This window comes from Micromonospora sp. DT53, from assembly GCF_049841535.1.
In the GTDB taxonomy this organism is placed as follows: Bacteria; Actinomycetota; Actinomycetes; order Mycobacteriales; family Micromonosporaceae; genus Micromonospora.
This window is the reverse complement of the sequence record NZ_JBNCKM010000012.1, coordinates 223,250-239,565: the sequence shown is the minus strand read 5'-3', so window position 1 is coordinate 239,565 and position 16,316 is coordinate 223,250. Positions and strand designations below refer to the sequence as shown.

The window sequence follows — 16,316 nt, the reverse complement described above, 5'->3', positions numbered from 1 at the left end:
CGCGGAGGGATTACTGGCCCCGGCCGGTTTTGGCCTGCAACTCGTCGATCTGCTTGGACGCCTCGGCCTTGGTGAGGTCGTCCGGGAGGTCGGCATGGGCTTCCCGGGCCAGCGTGCTCAGGTAGGACTCCTGAGCGGCGGTCGGCGGCTCGTCGCCGGTGACCCACTCGTCCGGGTCCTTGATCGCGGCGTTCTGGTCGGCCTGCTCGCTGCGGTGGTCCGTCATCATCATCACCCTCTCCTTCGAACAGGTGTGCCAGTACCCCGATCATTGGTGGTTCATGCCCGCTCGCCGCCACCTACGATCACCGGATGAGAGTGGACCGGTCGAGGGTCGTGGTGGTCGGGGCGGGCATCGCCGGGGTGGCCTGCGCGGTCGAGTTGACCCGGGCCGGGGTGCCGGTGCGGGTCCGGGAGCGCGGGCACGTCTGTGGCGGCCGGATGGCCAGCAAACGCTTCCGGGGCCGGCCCGCGGACATCGGCGCCGCCTACTTCACCGCCAGCGACCCGGACTTCGCCGCTCTGGTCGAACAGTGGCGCGCCGCCGGCCTGGTCCGCGAGTGGACCGACACCTTCCAGGCGTACGACCGGAGCGGGAACCGCGAGGTGCCCGGGCCGATGCGCTTCGCCGCACCCCGTGGGCTGCGCTCGTTGGTCGAGCACCTGGCCGGCGCGGTGCCGGTGACCGTCGACCGGCTGGTGCTCACCGTGGAGCCCGGGCCGGTCGCGGACGGGGAACCGTGTGCGGCCGTCGCCCTGGCCATGCCGGGCCCGCAGGCCGCCCTGCTGCTCGACCCGGCCCTGACCGACGCCACCCGGGTCGTGCAGGCGCAGCACTGGTCGCCGTCTCTGGCCGCGGTGCTGCGCTTCCCGACCCGGCGCTGGGCGGATTTCCGGGGCGCGTTCGTCAACGAGCACCCGGTCCTCAACCTTGTCTGCGACGACGGCGACCGGCGTGGTGACGGCGCGCCGGTGCTGGTGGCGCACACCGTGCCGGAGTTCGCGGCCGGGCACCTGGCCCAACCCACCATGGCCGGCCCGGCGATCGAGCAGGCCGTCCGGGACCTGCTCGGGCTGCCCGAGCAGGCCGTCGACGTGCACGTGCACCGCTGGACGTACGCGAAGCCGACAAGCGACGCCGGCGGCGCCACGCACCACCTCGACGCCGACGGGATCGGCCTGGCCGGCGACGCGTTCGGCAAACCCCGGGTGCAGAGCGCCTGGCGCTCCGGCCGGGACCTGGGCCGTGCCCTGGCCGCACGGCTGGCCTGAGCTCAGGCGCTCAGGCGCTCAGGCGCTCAGGCGTGCCCGGCTGCGGCGACGGGCCGAGCCTCGGCGTCCCGCTCGGCCGGGTCGGAGCTCCGCTCGCCCTCCCGGTCCAGCAGCTGCATGACCGGGGTCGCCGTGATGCCGTGCACCACGACGGAGACGAGCACCACCAGCCCGACGGTCGCCCAGAGCAGCTCGGCCTGCGGGAAGTCGGCCTTGGTGGTGGCGTACGCCAGGTAGTAGAACGAGCCGACGCCGCGAATGCCGAACAACGAGATGACCCAGTGCTCGGCCGGGCGTCCCGGGGCCCCGCGCAGCGACAACCAACCGATAAGCGGCCGCACCAGGAACACCAGCGCCAGCCCGACGGCGGCCGCCGGCCAGGTCAGCGGAGCCAGCAGACCACCCACGATCGCGCCGCCGAGCAGCAGCAACAGCACCAGGGTGAGTAGCCGTTCGACCTGCTCGGCGAAGTCGTGCAGCACCGAGTGGAACTCGTGGGTTCGCTCGGCGGCACGGATGGCCCGGGCGGCCACGAACACCGCCAGGAAGCCGTACCCACCGACCACTTCCACCAGCCCGTACGCCAGGAACGTGGCGGCCAGCGCCAGGAAACCCTCGGCGTGCCGGGCCAGCCGAAGCTCGCTGGGTGCGCGGAAGAACAGCTTGCCGAGCAGCCAGCCGATGAGCAGGCCTCCGCCGACGCCGACGCCGATCTTCCAGAGCACGTCCACGGTGAACCACTCGGCCAACCAGTCGCCCGGGGCGAGGCTGGTCGAGGCGATGGCGATGGCGGCGTAGACGAACGGGAACGCCAGCCCGTCGTTGAGACCGGCCTCGGAGGTCAACGCGAAGCGGACCTCGTCCTCGGAATCCTCCACGTCGGTCGGCTCGCCCACCTGCACGTCGGCGGCGAGCACCGGATCGGTGGGCGCCAGCGCGGCACCCAACAACAACGCCGCGGCCGGCACGAGCCCCGCCCACCACCAGCCGAGCAGGGCCACCGCCGCGATGCACAGGGGCATCGCGATCGCCAGCAACCGCCAGGTGGACGACCACCGCCGCCAACTCAACGGCCGGTCGATCTTCAGCCCGGCGCCCATCAGCGCGACGATCACCCCGATCTCGGTGAGGTGGGTGGTCAGCTCCGGGTGGGCCAGGGGGTCCGGTGACGGCAGCCCCACCGGCAGGAGGAACACCACCATGCCGAGGGCGAGAAAGGCGATCGGCATGGACAGCGGGCGCTGCTCCAGCACCCGCGGCAGGATGCCCGCGAGCAGAGCGCCCAGGCCCACAAGCGCGAACGCCACATCTACCGGCTCCACGACACCACCCTCCAGCCGCACCCGCGCGGCGCGGGCAGGTGGTGACAGACCTTGCCCCGCAAGGGTCCCGGCTATGCGCGTACGTGCCGGTGGACCCGAGTGATCCTCATCGGGGCCGGGAGAGCGGCGAGTCCGCCAGCTCGTTCAACAGCGCGGCCGGGTCGTCGTACACCGACACGGCCCCCGCGCCGGCGAGCTCGCCGCGGCTGGTGCCGCCGCAGGTCAGGCCCACGCAGGGAATGTTCAACGCCCCGGCCGCGACGACGTCCCACACCGAGTCGCCGACGAAGACCACCCGCTCGGCGGCCAACCCGGACTGCTGCAGCGCGGCGACCAGGATGTCCGGTGCAGGTTTGCTCTGCTGGGCGTCCGCGGAGGAGGTGATCGTGTCGATCACGTCGTCGGCGGCCAGCGCCGCACGCAGCGCGGCCACCTCGGGTTCCGAGGCGGAGGTGGCGAGGACCACCCGCAACCCCCGCTCGGCGCAGGCACGCAGCAGGTCGGCCGCCCGGGGCAGCGGCGTGAGCCGTTCCCAGTACTCGGCGTAGAGGGTGTCGTGCGCGTCGCGCAGCTTCGAGTCGGCGTCGCGGTCCCGCTCCGGGCCGAGGAGGTGGTCCAGGAGTTTGTCCGAGCCCATCCCGATCGAGCGGTGCACCACCGCCATCGGCACCGGCTGATCGGTCTGCCGTAACGCCTCCCACCAACTCACGGTGTGCAGGTAGGTGGTGTCGACCAGGGTGCCGTCGACGTCGAAGAGGACTCCGGCGGGCCGGTCGGTAGCCATGAGCGTCCTCCACACCGTTGCGGTGGTCTCAGGGGTGCGCGGCCGGCGGCGTGAGGATCTCGAACCAGACCGTCGAGCCGCGCACCGACGGGTCGGTGCCCCAGGCGTCACTCAACTCCTCGATCAGGCCGAGGCCGCGCCCACGACTGCTCAACGTGTCGGTACGGGCCCGGGTCACGGTGCCCCGGGTGCCGGAATCCGCGACCGAGACGAGCAGCCGCTCGGCGCTGAGGTCGATCTCCACCCGGGCGGCCGTGCCGGCGTGCAGCAACGCGTTGGTGGTCAGCTCGCTGGTGCAGAGCACCGCCGCCCCGATCACCGACTCGGGCACCTGCCACTCGGTGAGCTGGCCGGTCAGCCAGTGCCGGACCCGGCTGGGCGCGGTCGGCTCGGCGGGCACCTCCATGCTCGCCGACCGACTCGGTTTGAGCGCGTGCTCGACCGCGAGCACGGCCACGTCGTCCTCCGTGCCGCCCGGGACCGCCGCGGTGGCCACCGCGCAGAGCGCGCGCGGGTCGCCACTGCCGGCCTTGGCGACGGCGTCGCTCAGGGTGGCCAGCCCGGCGCTCAGGCTCTGCCGGCGACGCTCCACCACCCCGTCGCTGAACAGCAGCAGCGTGTCGCCGGGACGGAACGCGACAGTCGTGGTGCCCGGTCGAACGCCCAGCCCCAGCGGCGGTCCGGGCGGGACGTCGACGTACTCGGCGTGGAACCGGCCGTCCGGGTCGCCACGGCGGATCAGCGGCGCGGGATGACCGGCGCTGGACAGGGTCAGCTCCCGCCGCTTCGCGTCGATCACCCCGAACGCCACGGTGACGAACAACTCGTGTGTGCCGGCCTCCGCGCCGAGGCTGGTCACCAGTCGGTCCAGGCCGGCCAGGACGGCGTCGGGCGTCGGGTCGGCCAGGGCCAGGGCGCGCAGCGCGGCCCGGACCTGCCCCATCCGCGCGGCGGCCTGTACGTCGTGCCCGGCGACGTCGCCCAGCACCACCCCGAGCGAGCCGTTGGGCAGCAGGAACGCGTCGTAGAAGTCACCGCCGGCAGCGTTGCCGTCCACGCCCGGGTCGTACCGGGCCGCGATCCGCAACCGGGGCAGATCCGGCAGGTGCTCCGGCAACATGCTGCGTTGCAACAGTTGGGCCGTGCCGTGCTGGGTCTCGAACCGGCGGGCCCGTTCCGCGGCCTGGCCGATCAGCTCGGCCGAAGCGGCCAGCAGCGCCCGCTCGGCGGGCGACCAGGTGTGCGGGGCCTGGTAGCCGACCGCCAGCCCGCCGCGTACCACAGAGGTGCCCAGGGGCAGGGCCGCCATCGCCTGGACCTTCTGGTCGTGGCGGTCCACGGCGGTGTCCCGCAGTGGTTGCCCGTCCCGGATGAACGACGGGCCGCCGGAGCGGGCCGCCTGCACCACGGGGGCCGCCCAGTCCGCCGGCGCGCGCCGCCAGAGCGGGGGAAGCCGCTCGTCGGCCTCGTCCAGCAACTCGCCACGAACCCGACGCACCATGCGCCAGCCGCCGCCGCCCTCGTCGACCGCGAACGAGGCCTGGTCGGGGTCGAACGTGGTGATCGCGTACCGCAGCGCCACCCGGGCCACGTCGTCGAGGGTGAGGGTGCCGGCGAGCGCCGCGGCCACCTCGCTGAGGCTCTGCAACTGCTCGGTGACGTGGGTGGTCTCGGCCGCGACCGTCAACACGCCGACGATCTGCCCGGCGCTGTCGCGCACCGGCGAGTAGCCCCGGGTGAAGACCGCCTGCTCCACCGTCGAGGAGTGCCCACGGACCAGCGGCAGGGTGGACTCCTTCTCCAGGAAGGGAACGCCCTGCCGGTAACAGCGCTCGATCACCGCGCCGACGCCCGGCAGCGCCCAGATCTCCGCGAACACCTCGGCGGCCGGGCGGCCGAGGGCGCTCGGGTGTTTGGTGCCGAGCAGTTCGGCGTAGCCGGTGTTGTAGAGCAGGACGAGGTCGTCGCCGTACGCCAGGGCCATCGGCATGGGCGAGGCGACGATCAGCTCCACCACGGCGCGGAGGGCGACGTCCCACCCGTCGGCGGGCCCCAGCGGCGTGTCCGCCCAGTCGTGGGCCCGCACGCCGACGGCCGGGCCGGACCCGGTGGGTGCGCCCGGGCCCGGAGTTGCTGGCGTGGGGACCCGCCCGACCATTCCTGGCATGTTCGCAGCCTAGTCGGCCGATCGGAAAAGGCATCCGACCACGGCGGCAGGCCGGCGCCGCGGCGGCCGTTCGGGCAGTTCAGACCGCCTGTCCGGAGGTCAGTCGCGAAAAACGCCGCACGCTGCGCGGACTGCCGGACCGGTTGCCGGGTATGCGCCCGGCGCAGTCCATGCGACAGGAGGGACATCATGCTGAAAACCCTCGCGGTCCGGCAGGCCGACATCGGCGATGCCATCGCCGACACCTGGAGGTCGGTGCTGCTCTTCATCCCGAAGGCAGTGGCCTTCATCGTCATCCTCGTGGTCGGCTGGCTCATCGCCAGAGCCGTCCTCAAGATCGTGGATACGGTGCTGGAACGGGTGCGTTTCGACCAGGCGGTCGAACGCGGCGGCATCAAACGGGCCCTGGAGAGAACGAAGTACGACGCCAGCGACATTCTGGCCAGACTGGCGTACTACGCCGTACTGCTGTTCACGCTGCAGTTCGCCTTCGGAGTCTGGGGGCCCAACGCGATCAGTGACCTGATCAGCGGCGTGGTGTCCTGGTTGCCGCGCGCGTTCATCGCGATCGTCATCGTGGTGGTGGCGGCCGCGATCGCCAACGCTGTGCGGGATCTGGTCACCGGGGCGCTGGGAGGGCTCTCGTACGGCAAGGTCCTGGCCGACCTGGCGGCGATCTTCGTCATCGCGCTCGGTGTGATCGCCGCCCTGAACCAGGTGGGTATCGCCACCACGGTGACCACTCCGGTGCTGATCGCGGTGCTCGCCACGGTGGCCGGCATCCTGATCGTCGGCGTCGGCGGTGGTCTCGTGAAGCCGATGCAGAACCGCTGGGACGGCTGGCTGGACCGGGCGGCCCGGGAGGCCCGGGCTGTGCAGCAGCAGCGTCAGGCCAACGCGGCCGGGCGTAGCGACGTGGAACGGCAGATGGCCGACCGCGGGGGTGACCGCACCCAGGCCATGCCTCGGGTGGACGAAGCCCAGCAGTACCGCTCGTAGCGGGGCGTAACGGCACGACGGGTGGGGAGGGTGTTCCGCGTACGGCGCGGGGTGCCCTCCCCTCGCGTGTCAGTCCCGGTCGAGCGCGCGAGCCAGCGCGCAGACCGCGACCAGGCGGGTGAGCAGCCACTCGGGTTCGCTCCAGTCCACCGGCGCGCTGGGCGGTGTCCACCCGTGCTCCAGGGCGGCGGCGCGCACCCCCTCGGCATAGCCGGCGAGCGCGGCGGAGGTCAGCGGCGTGCGGTCCCCGTCGAGGCTGTCCCGGACGGCCGCCGCGTGCTGGTCGACGAGGGCCAGCAGCCCCGGTCGCGCGGCGGCGGCGGTGAGCCCCACGGTGCCCACGGAGACGGTGAGGGCGGCCAGGCTGGACCGCGCCGAGTCGACGGCGGTACGGGGGGCGACCCGGTTGAACGGCACACGCATGGTGACCGAGGCTATCCGACAGGTGACCGCGTCGACCTCGTCCGCTCGGTGGATGTCGGCTGCGCCACTGGGGCGATCGCCGCTGGCCGCGGGGGTTGATCCGGCACAGACGGGGCAGCAGGAGAACCGGCCACGGACGACAGCACCCGGCACGGAGGCAGGGATGGGACAGCAGGCGGACGGACCCGACGAGCGGCACCGGCGGCCGGACGGGGTCAGTGACGCGACGGTCGCCGCGCTCGGCAAGCTCAGCGAGGCGCTGGAGTGTGTGGAGCGGGCCCGGGGGCACCTCTACTCGATGCACCAGTTGATCGGCCATGCCGACCTGATGCTCGACGACGCGGTGGAGCAGTTTCGCGCCGCCGGGCATCCGCGCCTCGCCGACCGGATCGGCACGGAGCTGCGGGGCCGCAACGTCATCGCCGGACGGTGGACGTTCCAGATCGTCGAGGACTTCGACGACGGCTACCACGCGCTGTTCCGGGAGTTGGACCAGCAGGCCCGCGACGAGCTGGTGGGCGGGCGGCGTCACCTCTACGAGGCGGAGATGAAGGAACGCCGGCGGAGCCGGGGCCGGCCGGGTCACGAGGCCCGGCCGGACGGCGGAGGCTAGTCGCTTGTCGCGTCGGCCGGGCGTCGCCGTGCCGCGTCGTCAGCGATGATCACGGTGGCCACCATCAGCGCGACGCACAGGCTGAACAGCCACGACTCGTCGGCGACGAGCCAGGCGGACACGGGTGCCTGGAGCGCGGCGAGCAGGAAGCCGAGCCAGGCGAACCGGCGCTGACGCGGGGAGAGGATTCCGGAGCCTTGATGCATCCCGAAATTCTTACGCGAACGCGCCGGCTTGCCGTCCTCCGATCGGCCGATTCTGGATGAGCTGTCCGTTTTCTCGACCGTACGGACACCACTTCTTCGCGCGGCGAGCGAGCGGGTGCCGACGCCGCTAGGGTGCGTTGCGGCAGGATGGTGCCTCGTGTCCACCGCGCCCGCGCGTCCCCGCGCCTCGCTGCTCCTGCTGGCCTACCTCGGGTTCGTCAGTCTCGGCCTGCCCGACGGCCTGCTCGGCGTGGGCTGGCCGTCGATCCGGGGCGACTTCGACGTACCGACCGAGGCCGTCGGGTGGGTGCTCACCGCCGGCACCGTCGGCTACCTCACCTCCAGCGTGCTGGCCGGCTTCACCCTGGCCCGGGTCGGTGTGGGCGCCCTCCTCGCCGGCAGCACCCTGCTGGCCAGTCTGGCCCTGACCGGCTACTCGGTGAGCCCGGTGCTGGCGGTGCTGGTGGGCTGTGCGCTGCTGCTCGGGCTCGGCTCCGGCGCGGTCGACTCCGGGCTCAACGCGTACGCCGCCGGGGCCTTCGGGCCCCGCCACATGAACTGGCTGCACGCCTTCTTCGGTCTCGGCGTGGCCATCGGTCCACTGATCATGACCGCGGTGCTCAGCGCCGGTCTCGCCTGGCGCTGGGGGTACGGCATCATCGCCGCCGCCCAACTCGTCCTCGCCACCGCGTTCGCGCTCACCGCGCGGGCCTGGCACCGCAGCGCCCCGGCCAGCGCCGAGGCGGGTGCCGCCGTCGAGGCCGCGCCCGCCGCCCCGGGTGCCGCTGTCCGGATTCCGGTCCTGGACACGCTGCGGCTGCCGGCGGTCTGGTCGGGGACGCTCGCCTTCGCGCTGTACGTGGCCATCGAGGTGTCCGCCGGCCTGTGGGCGTTCCTGCTGCTGACCGAGGGGCGTGGGGTGAGCGCGGCGGCGGCCGGTGGCTGCGTGTCCGCGTACTGGGGCAGTCTCTTCGTCGGCCGGATCGTGCAGGGTCTGGTGGCAGAGCGCCTGGGGGCGGGTCTGGTGCTGCGCGCCAGCCTGGCCGGAATGGCCGCGGGCGCGACGCTGATCGCCGTTCCCGGGCCGGCCGTGCTGGCGGTGCTCGGTCTGGTGGTGGTCGGCTTCGCCGCCGCACCGGTGTTCCCGCTGCTCACCCTGACCACCGCCGAACGGGTCGGCGCGGCGCACGCCGACCGGGCCATCGGGCTGCAGATCGGCGCTTCGGGCGTCGGCGCGGCGCTCGTCCCGGCCGGACTGGGCGTGCTGATCGGCAACACGTCGGTGCAGGTGCTGGGCTCGGCCCTGCTGGCGCTCGCGCTGGGGCTGATCGCGCTCTACGAGTGGGGCGCGGGTCGACCCACCGCCGGGCCCGCCGTGCCGGTGTCACCCGCCCAGCCCGGGAGCGAGGGTCAGACGTCAGGCCCGGTGCGCCCGGTGGTGGACGGGCGGTAGGCGCGCTGCGGGTCGGTGGCCTCCCGGCTGTTGCCCCGGGCCTTCCCGTCGCGGTCCGAAGCGGCCGGCCCGTGCCCGAACGTGGCCTCCTCGCCAGCGTCGTTGCCCGTCACGTCGTCGGCCTGCCCGTCGAGGCTGGAGCCGGACACGGCGCGCTCCAACTCCCCCAACGGAAGCCGTTCCTCGTCCCGCCACACCCTGATGTTGTCGTCGGTCATACCTTCAGCCGTACCCGGGCCCGATGATCGCAAACGGGCTCGGACACGGCGATGGCCGCCGGGATTCCGGCGGCCATCTCAGGTCACTGCTCAGGGTCACGGCTGCGGACGGTCCACCTGCCCGCGCCACGCGCCGGTCTCCTGGCCACGCCGCTCGATGTAGGTCTTGAACCGTTCCAGGTCGCCCTTGGCCCGCCGGTCGACGATGCCGAGCTTGTCGCCGGCCTGCTCGACCACACCGTGCGGCTCGAACTCGAGCTGTAGGGTGACCCGGGTCTTGTCCGGGTCCAGTCGGTGGAAGGTCACCACGCCGGCCTGCTGGGTGCCGTCGGTCGAGCGCCAGGCGACCCGCTCGTCGGGAAGCTGTTCGGTGATCTCGGCGTCGAACTCGCGCTTCACCCCGGCGATGTCCACCGTCCAGTGGGTCATCGTGTCGGAGAGCTGCCGGACCTCGCGCACGCCCTCCATGAACTCGGGGAACTCCTCGAACTGCGTCCACTGGTCGTACGCCGTGCGTACGGGCACGGAAACGTCCACGTGTTCGGTAACGCCACTCATCGGGGAACCTCCTTCAGCCGGTGGTGGATTGCCGGATCGGGGGCGATCCTGCTCACCAGCGAGTTGTCTCGTTCTTGTTGCCCAGCGCGGCCCACACCTCGGACACCGTCTGGTAGACGGTGCCCTCGGGCAGCCGTTCCAGCGCCCGAACGATGTCGTCCGGCGCCTCGTTCTCACGGGCGCTGGCGATGAGCACCAGACGGTCGCCCGGCAGCGCGCTCATCGAGATGAACCGGCCGAGCCGGCTGCGCTGCTCGACATCGGTGGAGCTCATGCCCTGTGGGGTGCCGGTGCGCAGGTCGCCGGCCGGGGCAGTCGTCGTCTCCGGCTGGTCCTCGCCAGCCGGTTCCGGCACCCGCGACTCGTCGACCCGAGAGCCACCGGTCCCCGGCCCCTGTACGAGGCCGCTGACCTCCTGACTCATCTGTTCGTCGATCCTCGGTCCGTGCTTGCTGTTGCCACGCTCCATGCCTTCTGCGCTACCCGGCACCCCACCCGATAAACCGGCACCGGGCCACGAACCGGCCCTCGGTCCGACTCTCGTTGCGGCTCTCGTCCCGACCAGTGACCGGACATCAGGGCCGAAAACGGAGGCTCAGTCGTCGGCGGGCCGGCGCGGCGGCAGCACCGGCTCCTCCGGGTCCGGGTCGCCGGCCTGCAACTGCCGCCCGCGCTGCACCTCGGCGTTGATCTGCACACCCAGCATCAGCGCCGAGTTGGACAGGTAGAGCCAGACCAGGAACGCGATGGCCGCCCCGAGGCTGCCGTAGGTGGTGTCGTACGAGCCGAAGTTGGCCACGTAGATGCCGAAGCCGAAGGAGGCCGCCGCCCAGGAGACCAGGGCCACCGCGCCGCCAGGGGTGAGCCAGCGGAACCGGGGCTGGCGCACGTTCGGCGCGATCCAGAACAGCAGGGACAGCAGCACCATCATGATCATGGCGAGGATCGGCCACTTCGCCACGCTCCAGGTGGTGCGGGCCAGGCCGCCGGCGTTGATCAGGTCACCGACCGCGTCGGTGACCGGCCCGCTGACGATCAGGCCGAGAGCGACCACCGCGAGCAGCACCAACGTGATCGCCGCCAGGCCGATCTGCAGCGGCCGCAGCTTCCAGACCGCGCGGCCCTCGGTCACCCCGTAGATGGCGTTGGAGGCCCGGGTGAACGCGCCGATGAAGCCCGACGCGGACCACAGCGCGCCGAGCAGGCCGAAACTCAGCAGCAGCTTGGGGTTGCTCTGCTGGAGCACCACGCCGCGGATCACCCCGACCACGCCGTTCTCGTCGTCGGTCAGCACCGCCCCGGCGCCCACCTGGTTGGCGAGGTCGACCACGGTGTCGACGGTCCGCTCGCCGCTGGAGACCAGGCCGACCAGGGCCACCACCACGATGGCTGACGGAAAGAGCGCCAGGACCCCGTAGTAGGTAAGCGCCGCGGCCCAGTCGGAACAGTTGTCGTTGACGAAGTTCTGCACGCTGCGGACCAGCACCCCGCGCCAGGTCCGCCAGCTCAGCTGCCGCATCCGCCGGGGCACCCGGGCGCCCGGTGTGCCGTCGAGCGTCGTACCGGGCTCCGTGGTCGTCATGCCCGCTCCCTGCGCCCCGGCCGCCGGATGACCGGTCGTCCGGTCTGGCCTGGCCCGGCGGTACCCGGATGGTGAAATCGACAAACCCACCCCGTCCCCGACCGCCGCCGCTATGGTTTGCGGCCCGGTCACCGGGGAACGGTCACAGTGACCCTGTCGACACGGAGGAGGACGAGATGCCCGGGCGCGAAGACCTGCCCAGCACGCTGCGGCGCTCCCCGGATAAGGCGCAGCGCACGTGGGAGAAGACACACGACTCAGCGGTGGAGACCTACGGCGAGGGGGAGCGGTCACACCGCACCGCCTTCGCCGCGGTGAAGCATCAGTTCGAGAAGGTGGGCGACCACTGGGAGCCGAAGGGCCGCAAGGGCCCCAGCGACCAGCAGGCCGCCGGTGGCGGGCCGGAACGACGGGCACCCACGGCGGGCGGCGTGGACGCCAACGCCACAAAGGACCACCTGATGTCGGTGGCCCGCAAACTCGACGTACCCGGCCGGTCCGGCATGACCAAACCGGAGTTGGTCACGGCCATCGAGAAGGCCAACGACCGCGCCACCCGTAAGGCCCGCGGCGACTGATCGCCGCCGCACCGGAACACCACCGACGCGGTACGGGCGGACGCGCCACCCCTGCGTCCGCCCGCGCCGTTCACCAGTGCCCGCCGCCCGGCGCCTCGATGTGCACCGCCTTCGTGGCGGTGAACTCGTCCAGCAGCTCCGGGCCGTACCCGAAGCCCTGTCCGCTGGCCCGGCGCGGATGCGCGGCTCCGCCCGGCGCGCCCCCGAACACCGCGTTGACCTTGACGGTGCCGACCGGCAACTCCCGCCAGGCCCGCTGCGCGTGACTCATCGACGGGGTCAACACGGTGGCGGACAGCCCGTACGGGGAGTCCGCCGCGCAGCGCAGCGCCTCGTCGAACGAGTCGACCACCACCACCGGGGCGACCGGCCCGAACGTCTCCTCCCGGACCAGCGGCGTGTCGTGGCGGCAGTCCGTGACGACTGTGGCCGGGTAGAACGCTCCCGGCCCGTCCGGCACCGCACCGCCCACCCGCACCCGAGCGCCGTCCGCCACCGCGGCCGTCACCTGCCCGTGCACGTGGTCCCGGTGCCGGCGGTCGACAAGCGGGCCCAACTCGGTGCCCGGGTCCCGGCCCGGCCCGAGCCGCAGCGCCTCGGCGCGTCGTACCAGCGCGGCCACGAAGTCGTCGGCCACCTCCCGGTGCACGTAGAGCCGCTCCACCGCCACGCAGATCTGCCCGGCGTTGGCGAACGCGCCGAGCGCGGCCTGCTCCGCCGCCCACTCCGGGTCGACGCCCGCGTCCACGATCAACGGGTCACTGCCCCCGTTCTCCAGGAGCACCTTGGCGCCGGTGCGGGCCGCGGCGGCGGCGATCGCCCGCCCGGTCGCGGTGGAGCCCACGTGCGCCACCACGTCGACCTCCTGCGCGGCCAGCGCCGCGCCCACCTCGGGGCCGCCGGTGAGCAGTGACAACACGCCGGCCGGCAGTGCCTGATCCAGGGCCCGGGCCAGCAGCCAGCCCGTCGCCGGTGTCCGTTCGCTCGGCTTGTAGAGCACCACGTTGCCGGTCACCAGGGCGGCGCCGAGCAGCCCGCAGGAGACCGCCACCGGGTCGTTCCAGGGGGTGATCGCCGCGACCACGCCGCGTGGTTGCGGGGTCAGGAAGTCCAGCGCGTCGGTTCCGCCGTTCAGCGTGCGCCCACCACGCAGCGGCGCCAGCTCCGCATACTGTCGCAGGGTGCCGATCCCCGCCTCGACGCCGCCACGGGCGTCCGCCAACGGCTTGCCCATCTCCGCGGTGACCGCCGCCGCCAACTCGTTGACGACCGCCGCCACCGCGTCCGCGGCCCGGTGCAGCGCCGCCGCCCGTTCGGCCGGTGCGGTCGCCGCCCACTGGGCCGCCGCGTTGCGGGCCGCCTGGGTCGCCTTGCCCACCTCGTCGGCCGTGGCCACCGGCGTCGTGCTCACCGGCGTGTCGTCCGCCGGATCACGCACGACCAGTTCGCCGCCGTCGCCGCCCGCACCCCACACCCCGCCCACCAGCTGCGCAACCGTGTACATGCGGCGCTGGATGCCCCGGCCCCGGCGAGGCAAACGCGTTTCGCCCGGTTGCGCGCCGGGTAGGCGGATCCGATGACAACCACCGTCGCGCAGAGCGCGGACGCCGTCATCGTCGGCGCCGGGCACAACGGCCTGGTGGCGGCGAACCTGCTGGCGGACGCCGGCTGGGACGTGGTGGTGCTGGAGGCGACCGCGGTGCCCGGCGGCGCGGTCCGCTCCGCCGAGGTCACCGCGCCCGGCTACCTGAGTGACCTCTACAGCTCGTTCTACCCCCTGGGGTACGCCTCGCCGGTGCTGGGCGGCCTCGACCTGGGTCGGCACGGGTTGTCCTGGCGGCACTCGCCGGACGTGTTGGCGCACCTGCTGCCGGATGGTCGAGCCGCGGTGATCAATCGGGATCCGGACGTCACCGCCGCGTCGCTGGAGCAGTTCGCGCCCGGGGACGGCAAGCGGTGGCTCAACGCGTACACCGACTGGCTCGACGTGGCCGAGCCGATGCTGGAGGCCATCACCTCCCCGTTCCCGCCGGTACGCGGAGGGCTGGGCCTGCTGCGTCGGTTGCGCGTCGCCGGCGCGCTGCGACTCGCGCGGCGGCTCGTCGTGCCGGTCCGCAAACTTGGCGACGAACTCTTCGACGGTGCCGGTGGGCCGGCCCTGCTGGCCGGCTGCGCCCTGCACACCGACCTCTCCCCGGAGGAGGCCGGCTCCGGGGTGTACGGCTGGCTGCTGGCCATGCTCGGCCAGCAGGTCGGCTGGCCGGTGCCCAACGGCGGCGCCCAGCAGATCACCAACGCGCTCGTGGATCGGCTACAGGCGCGCGGCGGAACGATCGTCTACGGCGCCCGGGCCGACCGGGTGCTCACCGCCCGGGGTCGGGCGATGGGGGTCCGGACCGTCGGCGGCACGCTGTGGCGGGCCCGGCGGGCCGTGCTCGCCGACGTCCCGGCGCCGGCGCTCTACCTCGACCTGGTCGGCGCGGCGGCACTGCCGTCCCGGTTGGTGGAGGACCTGGCGCACTTCCGGTGGGACGGCTCGACGCTGAAGGTGGACTGGGCGCTCTCCGCGCCGGTGCCGTGGACCAACCGGCAGCTCGCCGGCGCCGGCACGGTGCACCTCGGCGCGGACCTCGACGGGCTCACCCACTACGCCAGTGAGCTGGCCCGTGGCGAGCTGCCCCGCGACCCGTTCCTGCTGGTCGGGCAGATGTCGGTGGCGGACCCGAGCCACTCCCCGCCGGGCACCGAGTCGCTCTGGTCGTACACCCACCTGCCGTTCCGAAGGAACTGGCGGGCCGAGGAGGTCGCCGGGCACGTGCAGCGGATGGAGGACGTGCTGGAGGCGGCGGCCCCGGGCTTCCGCCGCCTGATCGTGGGCCGGCACGTGGCCGGGCCGGCCGACCTGGAGAAGGGCAACCCGAGCCTGGTCGGTGGCGCGCTCGGCGGCGGGACCGCCGCCGCGTACCAGCAGCTCTTCCTGCGCCCGATCCCCGGCCTGGGGCGGGCGGACACCCCGGTGGACCGGCTCTTCCTGGCCAGCGCGTCGGCGCACCCGGGCGGCGGTGTGCACGGCGCGCCCGGTGCGAACGCGGCCCGTGCGGCGCTGGCCCGTGACCGCGCGCTCACCGGTCGCGCCTACGCCGCAGCCATCGCCACCGCCCACCGCGCCATCTACCCCACCTAACACCCACCCACCCCACCCACCACCCACCCCGCCCAACCCCACCACCCACCCCACCCCACCACCCCGTCCGGTCGATCAAGGAGTTGTGGTGGGTGACAAAGCGCTCGCTGGGGCTCCAAACGGGCACCACAAGTCCATGATCGACCGGAGCGGGGGCGGGGGCGGGGTGGGGTGGGGTGGGGTGGGGGGTTAGCTGGTTATGTTGCGGTGTTTGCTGCGGAGGCGGAAGGGCATGAGCGCGCTCTCCACCTTTGTCGCGGTGGTCATCTTGGAGACGCCGTCGCGCCGCTCCTCGAAGCGGATCGGCACCTCCAGGATGGTGTGCCCCAGCTTGGTGGCGAGATAGTGCATCTCCACCTGGAAGCTGTACCCGTTGGACTGCACCCGCTCCAGGTCGATGTCGAGCAGGGCGTCGGCCCGCCAGATCTTGAAGCCGGCGGTGAGGTCCCGGATGCGTACCCGCAGCAGCGTGTGCACGTAGAGGTTCGCCCAGCCACTGAGCGCCCGGCGGTAGAGCGGCCAGTTCTCGTCCAGCTCGCCGCCGGGCACGTACCGGGAACCGATCACCACGCTGGCCTGGGTGGAGAGCAGCGCCCCCAGCATCCCCGGCAGCGCCTCCGGCGGGTGCGAGAGGTCGGCGTCCATCTGCGCCACGTACTCGGCGCCGCCCTCGATCGCCCGACTCATCCCGTCCACGTACGCCCGGCCGAGGCCCTCCTTGCCGGCGCGGTGCACGACCTCGATCCGGTCGGGGTGCTCGATGGCCAGCTTGTCCGCCACCTCCCCGGTGCCGTCGGGGGAGTTGTCGTCGGCGACGAGGATGCGCAGCCCCGGCAGCGGCAGCGCGAGCAGCCGCTCGACCAGCGCCGGGAGGTTGCCCGCCTCGTTGTAAGTGGGCACGACGACGGTCAGGCGTGCGTCCCGCCAGGGCGACGGCAACTGCACCGGCTTGATCAT

18 protein-coding genes are annotated in these 16,316 nt (G+C 73.0%); 6 read left to right on the top strand and 12 right to left on the bottom strand.

Annotated features, from left to right (window positions below; translation table 11 throughout):
- Nucleotides 1-10: 10 nt before the first annotated feature.
- Nucleotides 11-232, bottom strand: coding sequence for a DUF3072 domain-containing protein (locus ACLQ3B_RS30885; RefSeq protein ID WP_425784197.1), 222 nt, complete (start codon nucleotides 230-232; stop codon nucleotides 11-13).
- Between the two features lie 80 nt (nucleotides 233-312).
- On the opposite strand from ACLQ3B_RS30885, the gene ACLQ3B_RS30880 reads away from it, so the two are divergent.
- Nucleotides 313-1,272, top strand: a complete 960-nt coding sequence (locus ACLQ3B_RS30880) for an NAD(P)/FAD-dependent oxidoreductase (protein ID WP_425784196.1) — start codon at nucleotides 313-315, stop codon at nucleotides 1,270-1,272.
- Between the two features lie 26 nt (nucleotides 1,273-1,298).
- Here ACLQ3B_RS30880 and ACLQ3B_RS30875 read toward each other — a convergent pair whose 3' ends face one another.
- From ACLQ3B_RS30875 to ACLQ3B_RS30865, 3 genes are all read right to left on the bottom strand, one after another.
- Nucleotides 1,299-2,594, bottom strand: coding sequence for a cation:proton antiporter (locus tag ACLQ3B_RS30875; protein WP_425784195.1), 1,296 nt, complete (start codon nucleotides 2,592-2,594; stop codon nucleotides 1,299-1,301).
- 106 nt (nucleotides 2,595-2,700) lie between these two features.
- Entirely contained in the window at nucleotides 2,701-3,378 is a 678-nt protein-coding gene (locus ACLQ3B_RS30870; RefSeq protein WP_425784194.1) for an HAD family hydrolase, read from the bottom strand.
- Nucleotides 3,379-3,406: 28 nt separating this feature from the next.
- Entirely contained in the window at nucleotides 3,407-5,545 is a 2,139-nt protein-coding gene (locus tag ACLQ3B_RS30865) for a SpoIIE family protein phosphatase (RefSeq protein WP_425784193.1), read from the bottom strand.
- A 189-nt stretch (nucleotides 5,546-5,734) separates the two neighbouring features.
- On the opposite strand from ACLQ3B_RS30865, the gene ACLQ3B_RS30860 reads away from it, so the two are divergent.
- Entirely contained in the window at nucleotides 5,735-6,544 is an 810-nt protein-coding gene (locus ACLQ3B_RS30860) for a mechanosensitive ion channel family protein (protein ID WP_425784192.1), read from the top strand.
- Between the two features lie 69 nt (nucleotides 6,545-6,613).
- Here the strand turns inward: ACLQ3B_RS30860 and ACLQ3B_RS30855 are convergent, their stop codons facing one another.
- Nucleotides 6,614-6,967, bottom strand: a complete 354-nt coding sequence (locus ACLQ3B_RS30855; protein WP_425784191.1) for a DUF6401 family natural product biosynthesis protein — start codon at nucleotides 6,965-6,967, stop codon at nucleotides 6,614-6,616.
- A 163-nt stretch (nucleotides 6,968-7,130) separates the two neighbouring features.
- Between ACLQ3B_RS30855 and ACLQ3B_RS30850 the strand changes: the two genes are divergently transcribed.
- Nucleotides 7,131-7,580, top strand: coding sequence for a hypothetical protein (locus ACLQ3B_RS30850; protein WP_425784190.1), 450 nt, complete (start codon nucleotides 7,131-7,133; stop codon nucleotides 7,578-7,580).
- Here the strand turns inward: ACLQ3B_RS30850 and ACLQ3B_RS30845 are convergent.
- The gene (locus ACLQ3B_RS30845; RefSeq protein WP_425784189.1) at nucleotides 7,577-7,786 is read right to left on the bottom strand and encodes a hypothetical protein; all 210 of its coding nucleotides are present in this window, start codon (nucleotides 7,784-7,786) and stop codon (nucleotides 7,577-7,579) included. The two genes, ACLQ3B_RS30850 and ACLQ3B_RS30845, sit on opposite strands and share 4 nt — an antisense overlap.
- A 157-nt stretch (nucleotides 7,787-7,943) precedes the next feature.
- Between ACLQ3B_RS30845 and ACLQ3B_RS30840 the strand changes: the two genes are divergently transcribed.
- Nucleotides 7,944-9,239 carry an MFS transporter gene (locus ACLQ3B_RS30840; protein WP_425784188.1) on the top strand — a complete coding sequence of 432 codons (1,296 nt, stop codon included), beginning with the start codon at nucleotides 7,944-7,946 and terminating at the stop codon, nucleotides 9,237-9,239.
- On the opposite strand, the gene ACLQ3B_RS30835 is transcribed toward ACLQ3B_RS30840, so the two are convergent.
- The 4 genes from ACLQ3B_RS30835 to ACLQ3B_RS30820 all read right to left on the bottom strand — a co-directional run bounded on the left by ACLQ3B_RS30835 (nucleotide 9,197) and on the right by ACLQ3B_RS30820 (nucleotide 11,597).
- On the bottom strand, nucleotides 9,197-9,457 hold the full coding sequence (locus tag ACLQ3B_RS30835) for a hypothetical protein (protein WP_425784187.1): 261 nt from the start codon (nucleotides 9,455-9,457) through the stop codon (nucleotides 9,197-9,199). The two genes, ACLQ3B_RS30840 and ACLQ3B_RS30835, sit on opposite strands and share 43 nt — an antisense overlap.
- Before the next feature lie 96 nt (nucleotides 9,458-9,553).
- Nucleotides 9,554-10,015: an SRPBCC family protein gene (locus tag ACLQ3B_RS30830; protein ID WP_425784186.1), complete on the bottom strand. Its 462-nt coding sequence runs from the start codon at nucleotides 10,013-10,015 to the stop codon at nucleotides 9,554-9,556.
- 52 nt (nucleotides 10,016-10,067) lie between these two features.
- The gene (locus ACLQ3B_RS30825) at nucleotides 10,068-10,484 is read right to left on the bottom strand and encodes a DUF2795 domain-containing protein (RefSeq protein WP_124816596.1); all 417 of its coding nucleotides are present in this window, start codon (nucleotides 10,482-10,484) and stop codon (nucleotides 10,068-10,070) included.
- A gap of 126 nt (nucleotides 10,485-10,610) precedes the next feature.
- The gene (locus ACLQ3B_RS30820; protein WP_425784185.1) at nucleotides 10,611-11,597 is read right to left on the bottom strand and encodes a YihY/virulence factor BrkB family protein; all 987 of its coding nucleotides are present in this window, start codon (nucleotides 11,595-11,597) and stop codon (nucleotides 10,611-10,613) included.
- A gap of 176 nt (nucleotides 11,598-11,773) precedes the next feature.
- Between ACLQ3B_RS30820 and ACLQ3B_RS30815 the strand changes: the two genes are divergently transcribed.
- Complete coding sequence (locus ACLQ3B_RS30815) at nucleotides 11,774-12,175, top strand: ChaB family protein (protein WP_196927396.1); 402 nt, start codon at nucleotides 11,774-11,776, stop codon at nucleotides 12,173-12,175.
- Between the two features lie 70 nt (nucleotides 12,176-12,245).
- Here ACLQ3B_RS30815 and ACLQ3B_RS30810 read toward each other — a convergent pair whose 3' ends face one another.
- Nucleotides 12,246-13,679 (bottom strand): aldehyde dehydrogenase family protein, encoded by a 1,434-nt coding sequence (locus ACLQ3B_RS30810; protein ID WP_425784184.1) that lies wholly within the window; start codon nucleotides 13,677-13,679, stop codon nucleotides 12,246-12,248.
- Nucleotides 13,680-13,751: 72 nt separating this feature from the next.
- Between ACLQ3B_RS30810 and ACLQ3B_RS30805 the strand changes: the two genes are divergently transcribed.
- A complete protein-coding gene (locus ACLQ3B_RS30805) occupies nucleotides 13,752-15,359 on the top strand; it encodes a phytoene desaturase family protein (protein ID WP_425784183.1) in 1,608 nt (535 codons plus the stop codon).
- A 189-nt stretch (nucleotides 15,360-15,548) separates the two neighbouring features.
- Here the strand turns inward: ACLQ3B_RS30805 and ACLQ3B_RS30800 are convergent, their stop codons facing one another.
- Nucleotides 15,549-16,316: a polyprenol monophosphomannose synthase gene (locus ACLQ3B_RS30800; protein ID WP_425784182.1), complete on the bottom strand. Its 768-nt coding sequence runs from the start codon at nucleotides 16,314-16,316 to the stop codon at nucleotides 15,549-15,551.

Excerpts from the sequence above, each read along its gene's own strand:
- ACLQ3B_RS30885 (WP_425784197.1), bottom strand. The coding sequence starts at position 232 with ATGATGATGACGGACCACCGCAGCGAGCAGGCCGACCAGAACGCCGCG.
- ACLQ3B_RS30880 (WP_425784196.1), top strand. The coding sequence starts at position 313 with ATGAGAGTGGACCGGTCGAGGGTCGTGGTGGTCGGGGCGGGCATCGCC.
- ACLQ3B_RS30870 (WP_425784194.1), bottom strand. The coding sequence starts at position 3,378 with ATGGCTACCGACCGGCCCGCCGGAGTCCTCTTCGACGTCGACGGCACC.
- ACLQ3B_RS30865 (WP_425784193.1), bottom strand. The coding sequence starts at position 5,545 with ATGCCAGGAATGGTCGGGCGGGTCCCCACGCCAGCAACTCCGGGCCCG.
- ACLQ3B_RS30860 (WP_425784192.1), top strand. The coding sequence starts at position 5,735 with ATGCTGAAAACCCTCGCGGTCCGGCAGGCCGACATCGGCGATGCCATC.
- ACLQ3B_RS30855 (WP_425784191.1), bottom strand. The coding sequence starts at position 6,967 with ATGCGTGTGCCGTTCAACCGGGTCGCCCCCCGTACCGCCGTCGACTCG.
- ACLQ3B_RS30850 (WP_425784190.1), top strand. The coding sequence starts at position 7,131 with ATGGGACAGCAGGCGGACGGACCCGACGAGCGGCACCGGCGGCCGGAC.
- ACLQ3B_RS30845 (WP_425784189.1), bottom strand. The coding sequence starts at position 7,786 with ATGCATCAAGGCTCCGGAATCCTCTCCCCGCGTCAGCGCCGGTTCGCC.
- ACLQ3B_RS30835 (WP_425784187.1), bottom strand. The coding sequence starts at position 9,457 with ATGACCGACGACAACATCAGGGTGTGGCGGGACGAGGAACGGCTTCCG.
- ACLQ3B_RS30830 (WP_425784186.1), bottom strand. The coding sequence starts at position 10,015 with ATGAGTGGCGTTACCGAACACGTGGACGTTTCCGTGCCCGTACGCACG.
- ACLQ3B_RS30825 (WP_124816596.1), bottom strand. The coding sequence starts at position 10,484 with ATGGAGCGTGGCAACAGCAAGCACGGACCGAGGATCGACGAACAGATG.
- ACLQ3B_RS30820 (WP_425784185.1), bottom strand. The coding sequence starts at position 11,597 with ATGACGACCACGGAGCCCGGTACGACGCTCGACGGCACACCGGGCGCC.
- ACLQ3B_RS30815 (WP_196927396.1), top strand. The coding sequence starts at position 11,774 with ATGCCCGGGCGCGAAGACCTGCCCAGCACGCTGCGGCGCTCCCCGGAT.
- ACLQ3B_RS30810 (WP_425784184.1), bottom strand. The coding sequence starts at position 13,679 with ATGTACACGGTTGCGCAGCTGGTGGGCGGGGTGTGGGGTGCGGGCGGC.
- ACLQ3B_RS30805 (WP_425784183.1), top strand. The coding sequence starts at position 13,752 with ATGACAACCACCGTCGCGCAGAGCGCGGACGCCGTCATCGTCGGCGCC.
- ACLQ3B_RS30800 (WP_425784182.1), bottom strand. The coding sequence starts at position 16,316 with ATGATCAAGCCGGTGCAGTTGCCGTCGCCCTGGCGGGACGCACGCCTG.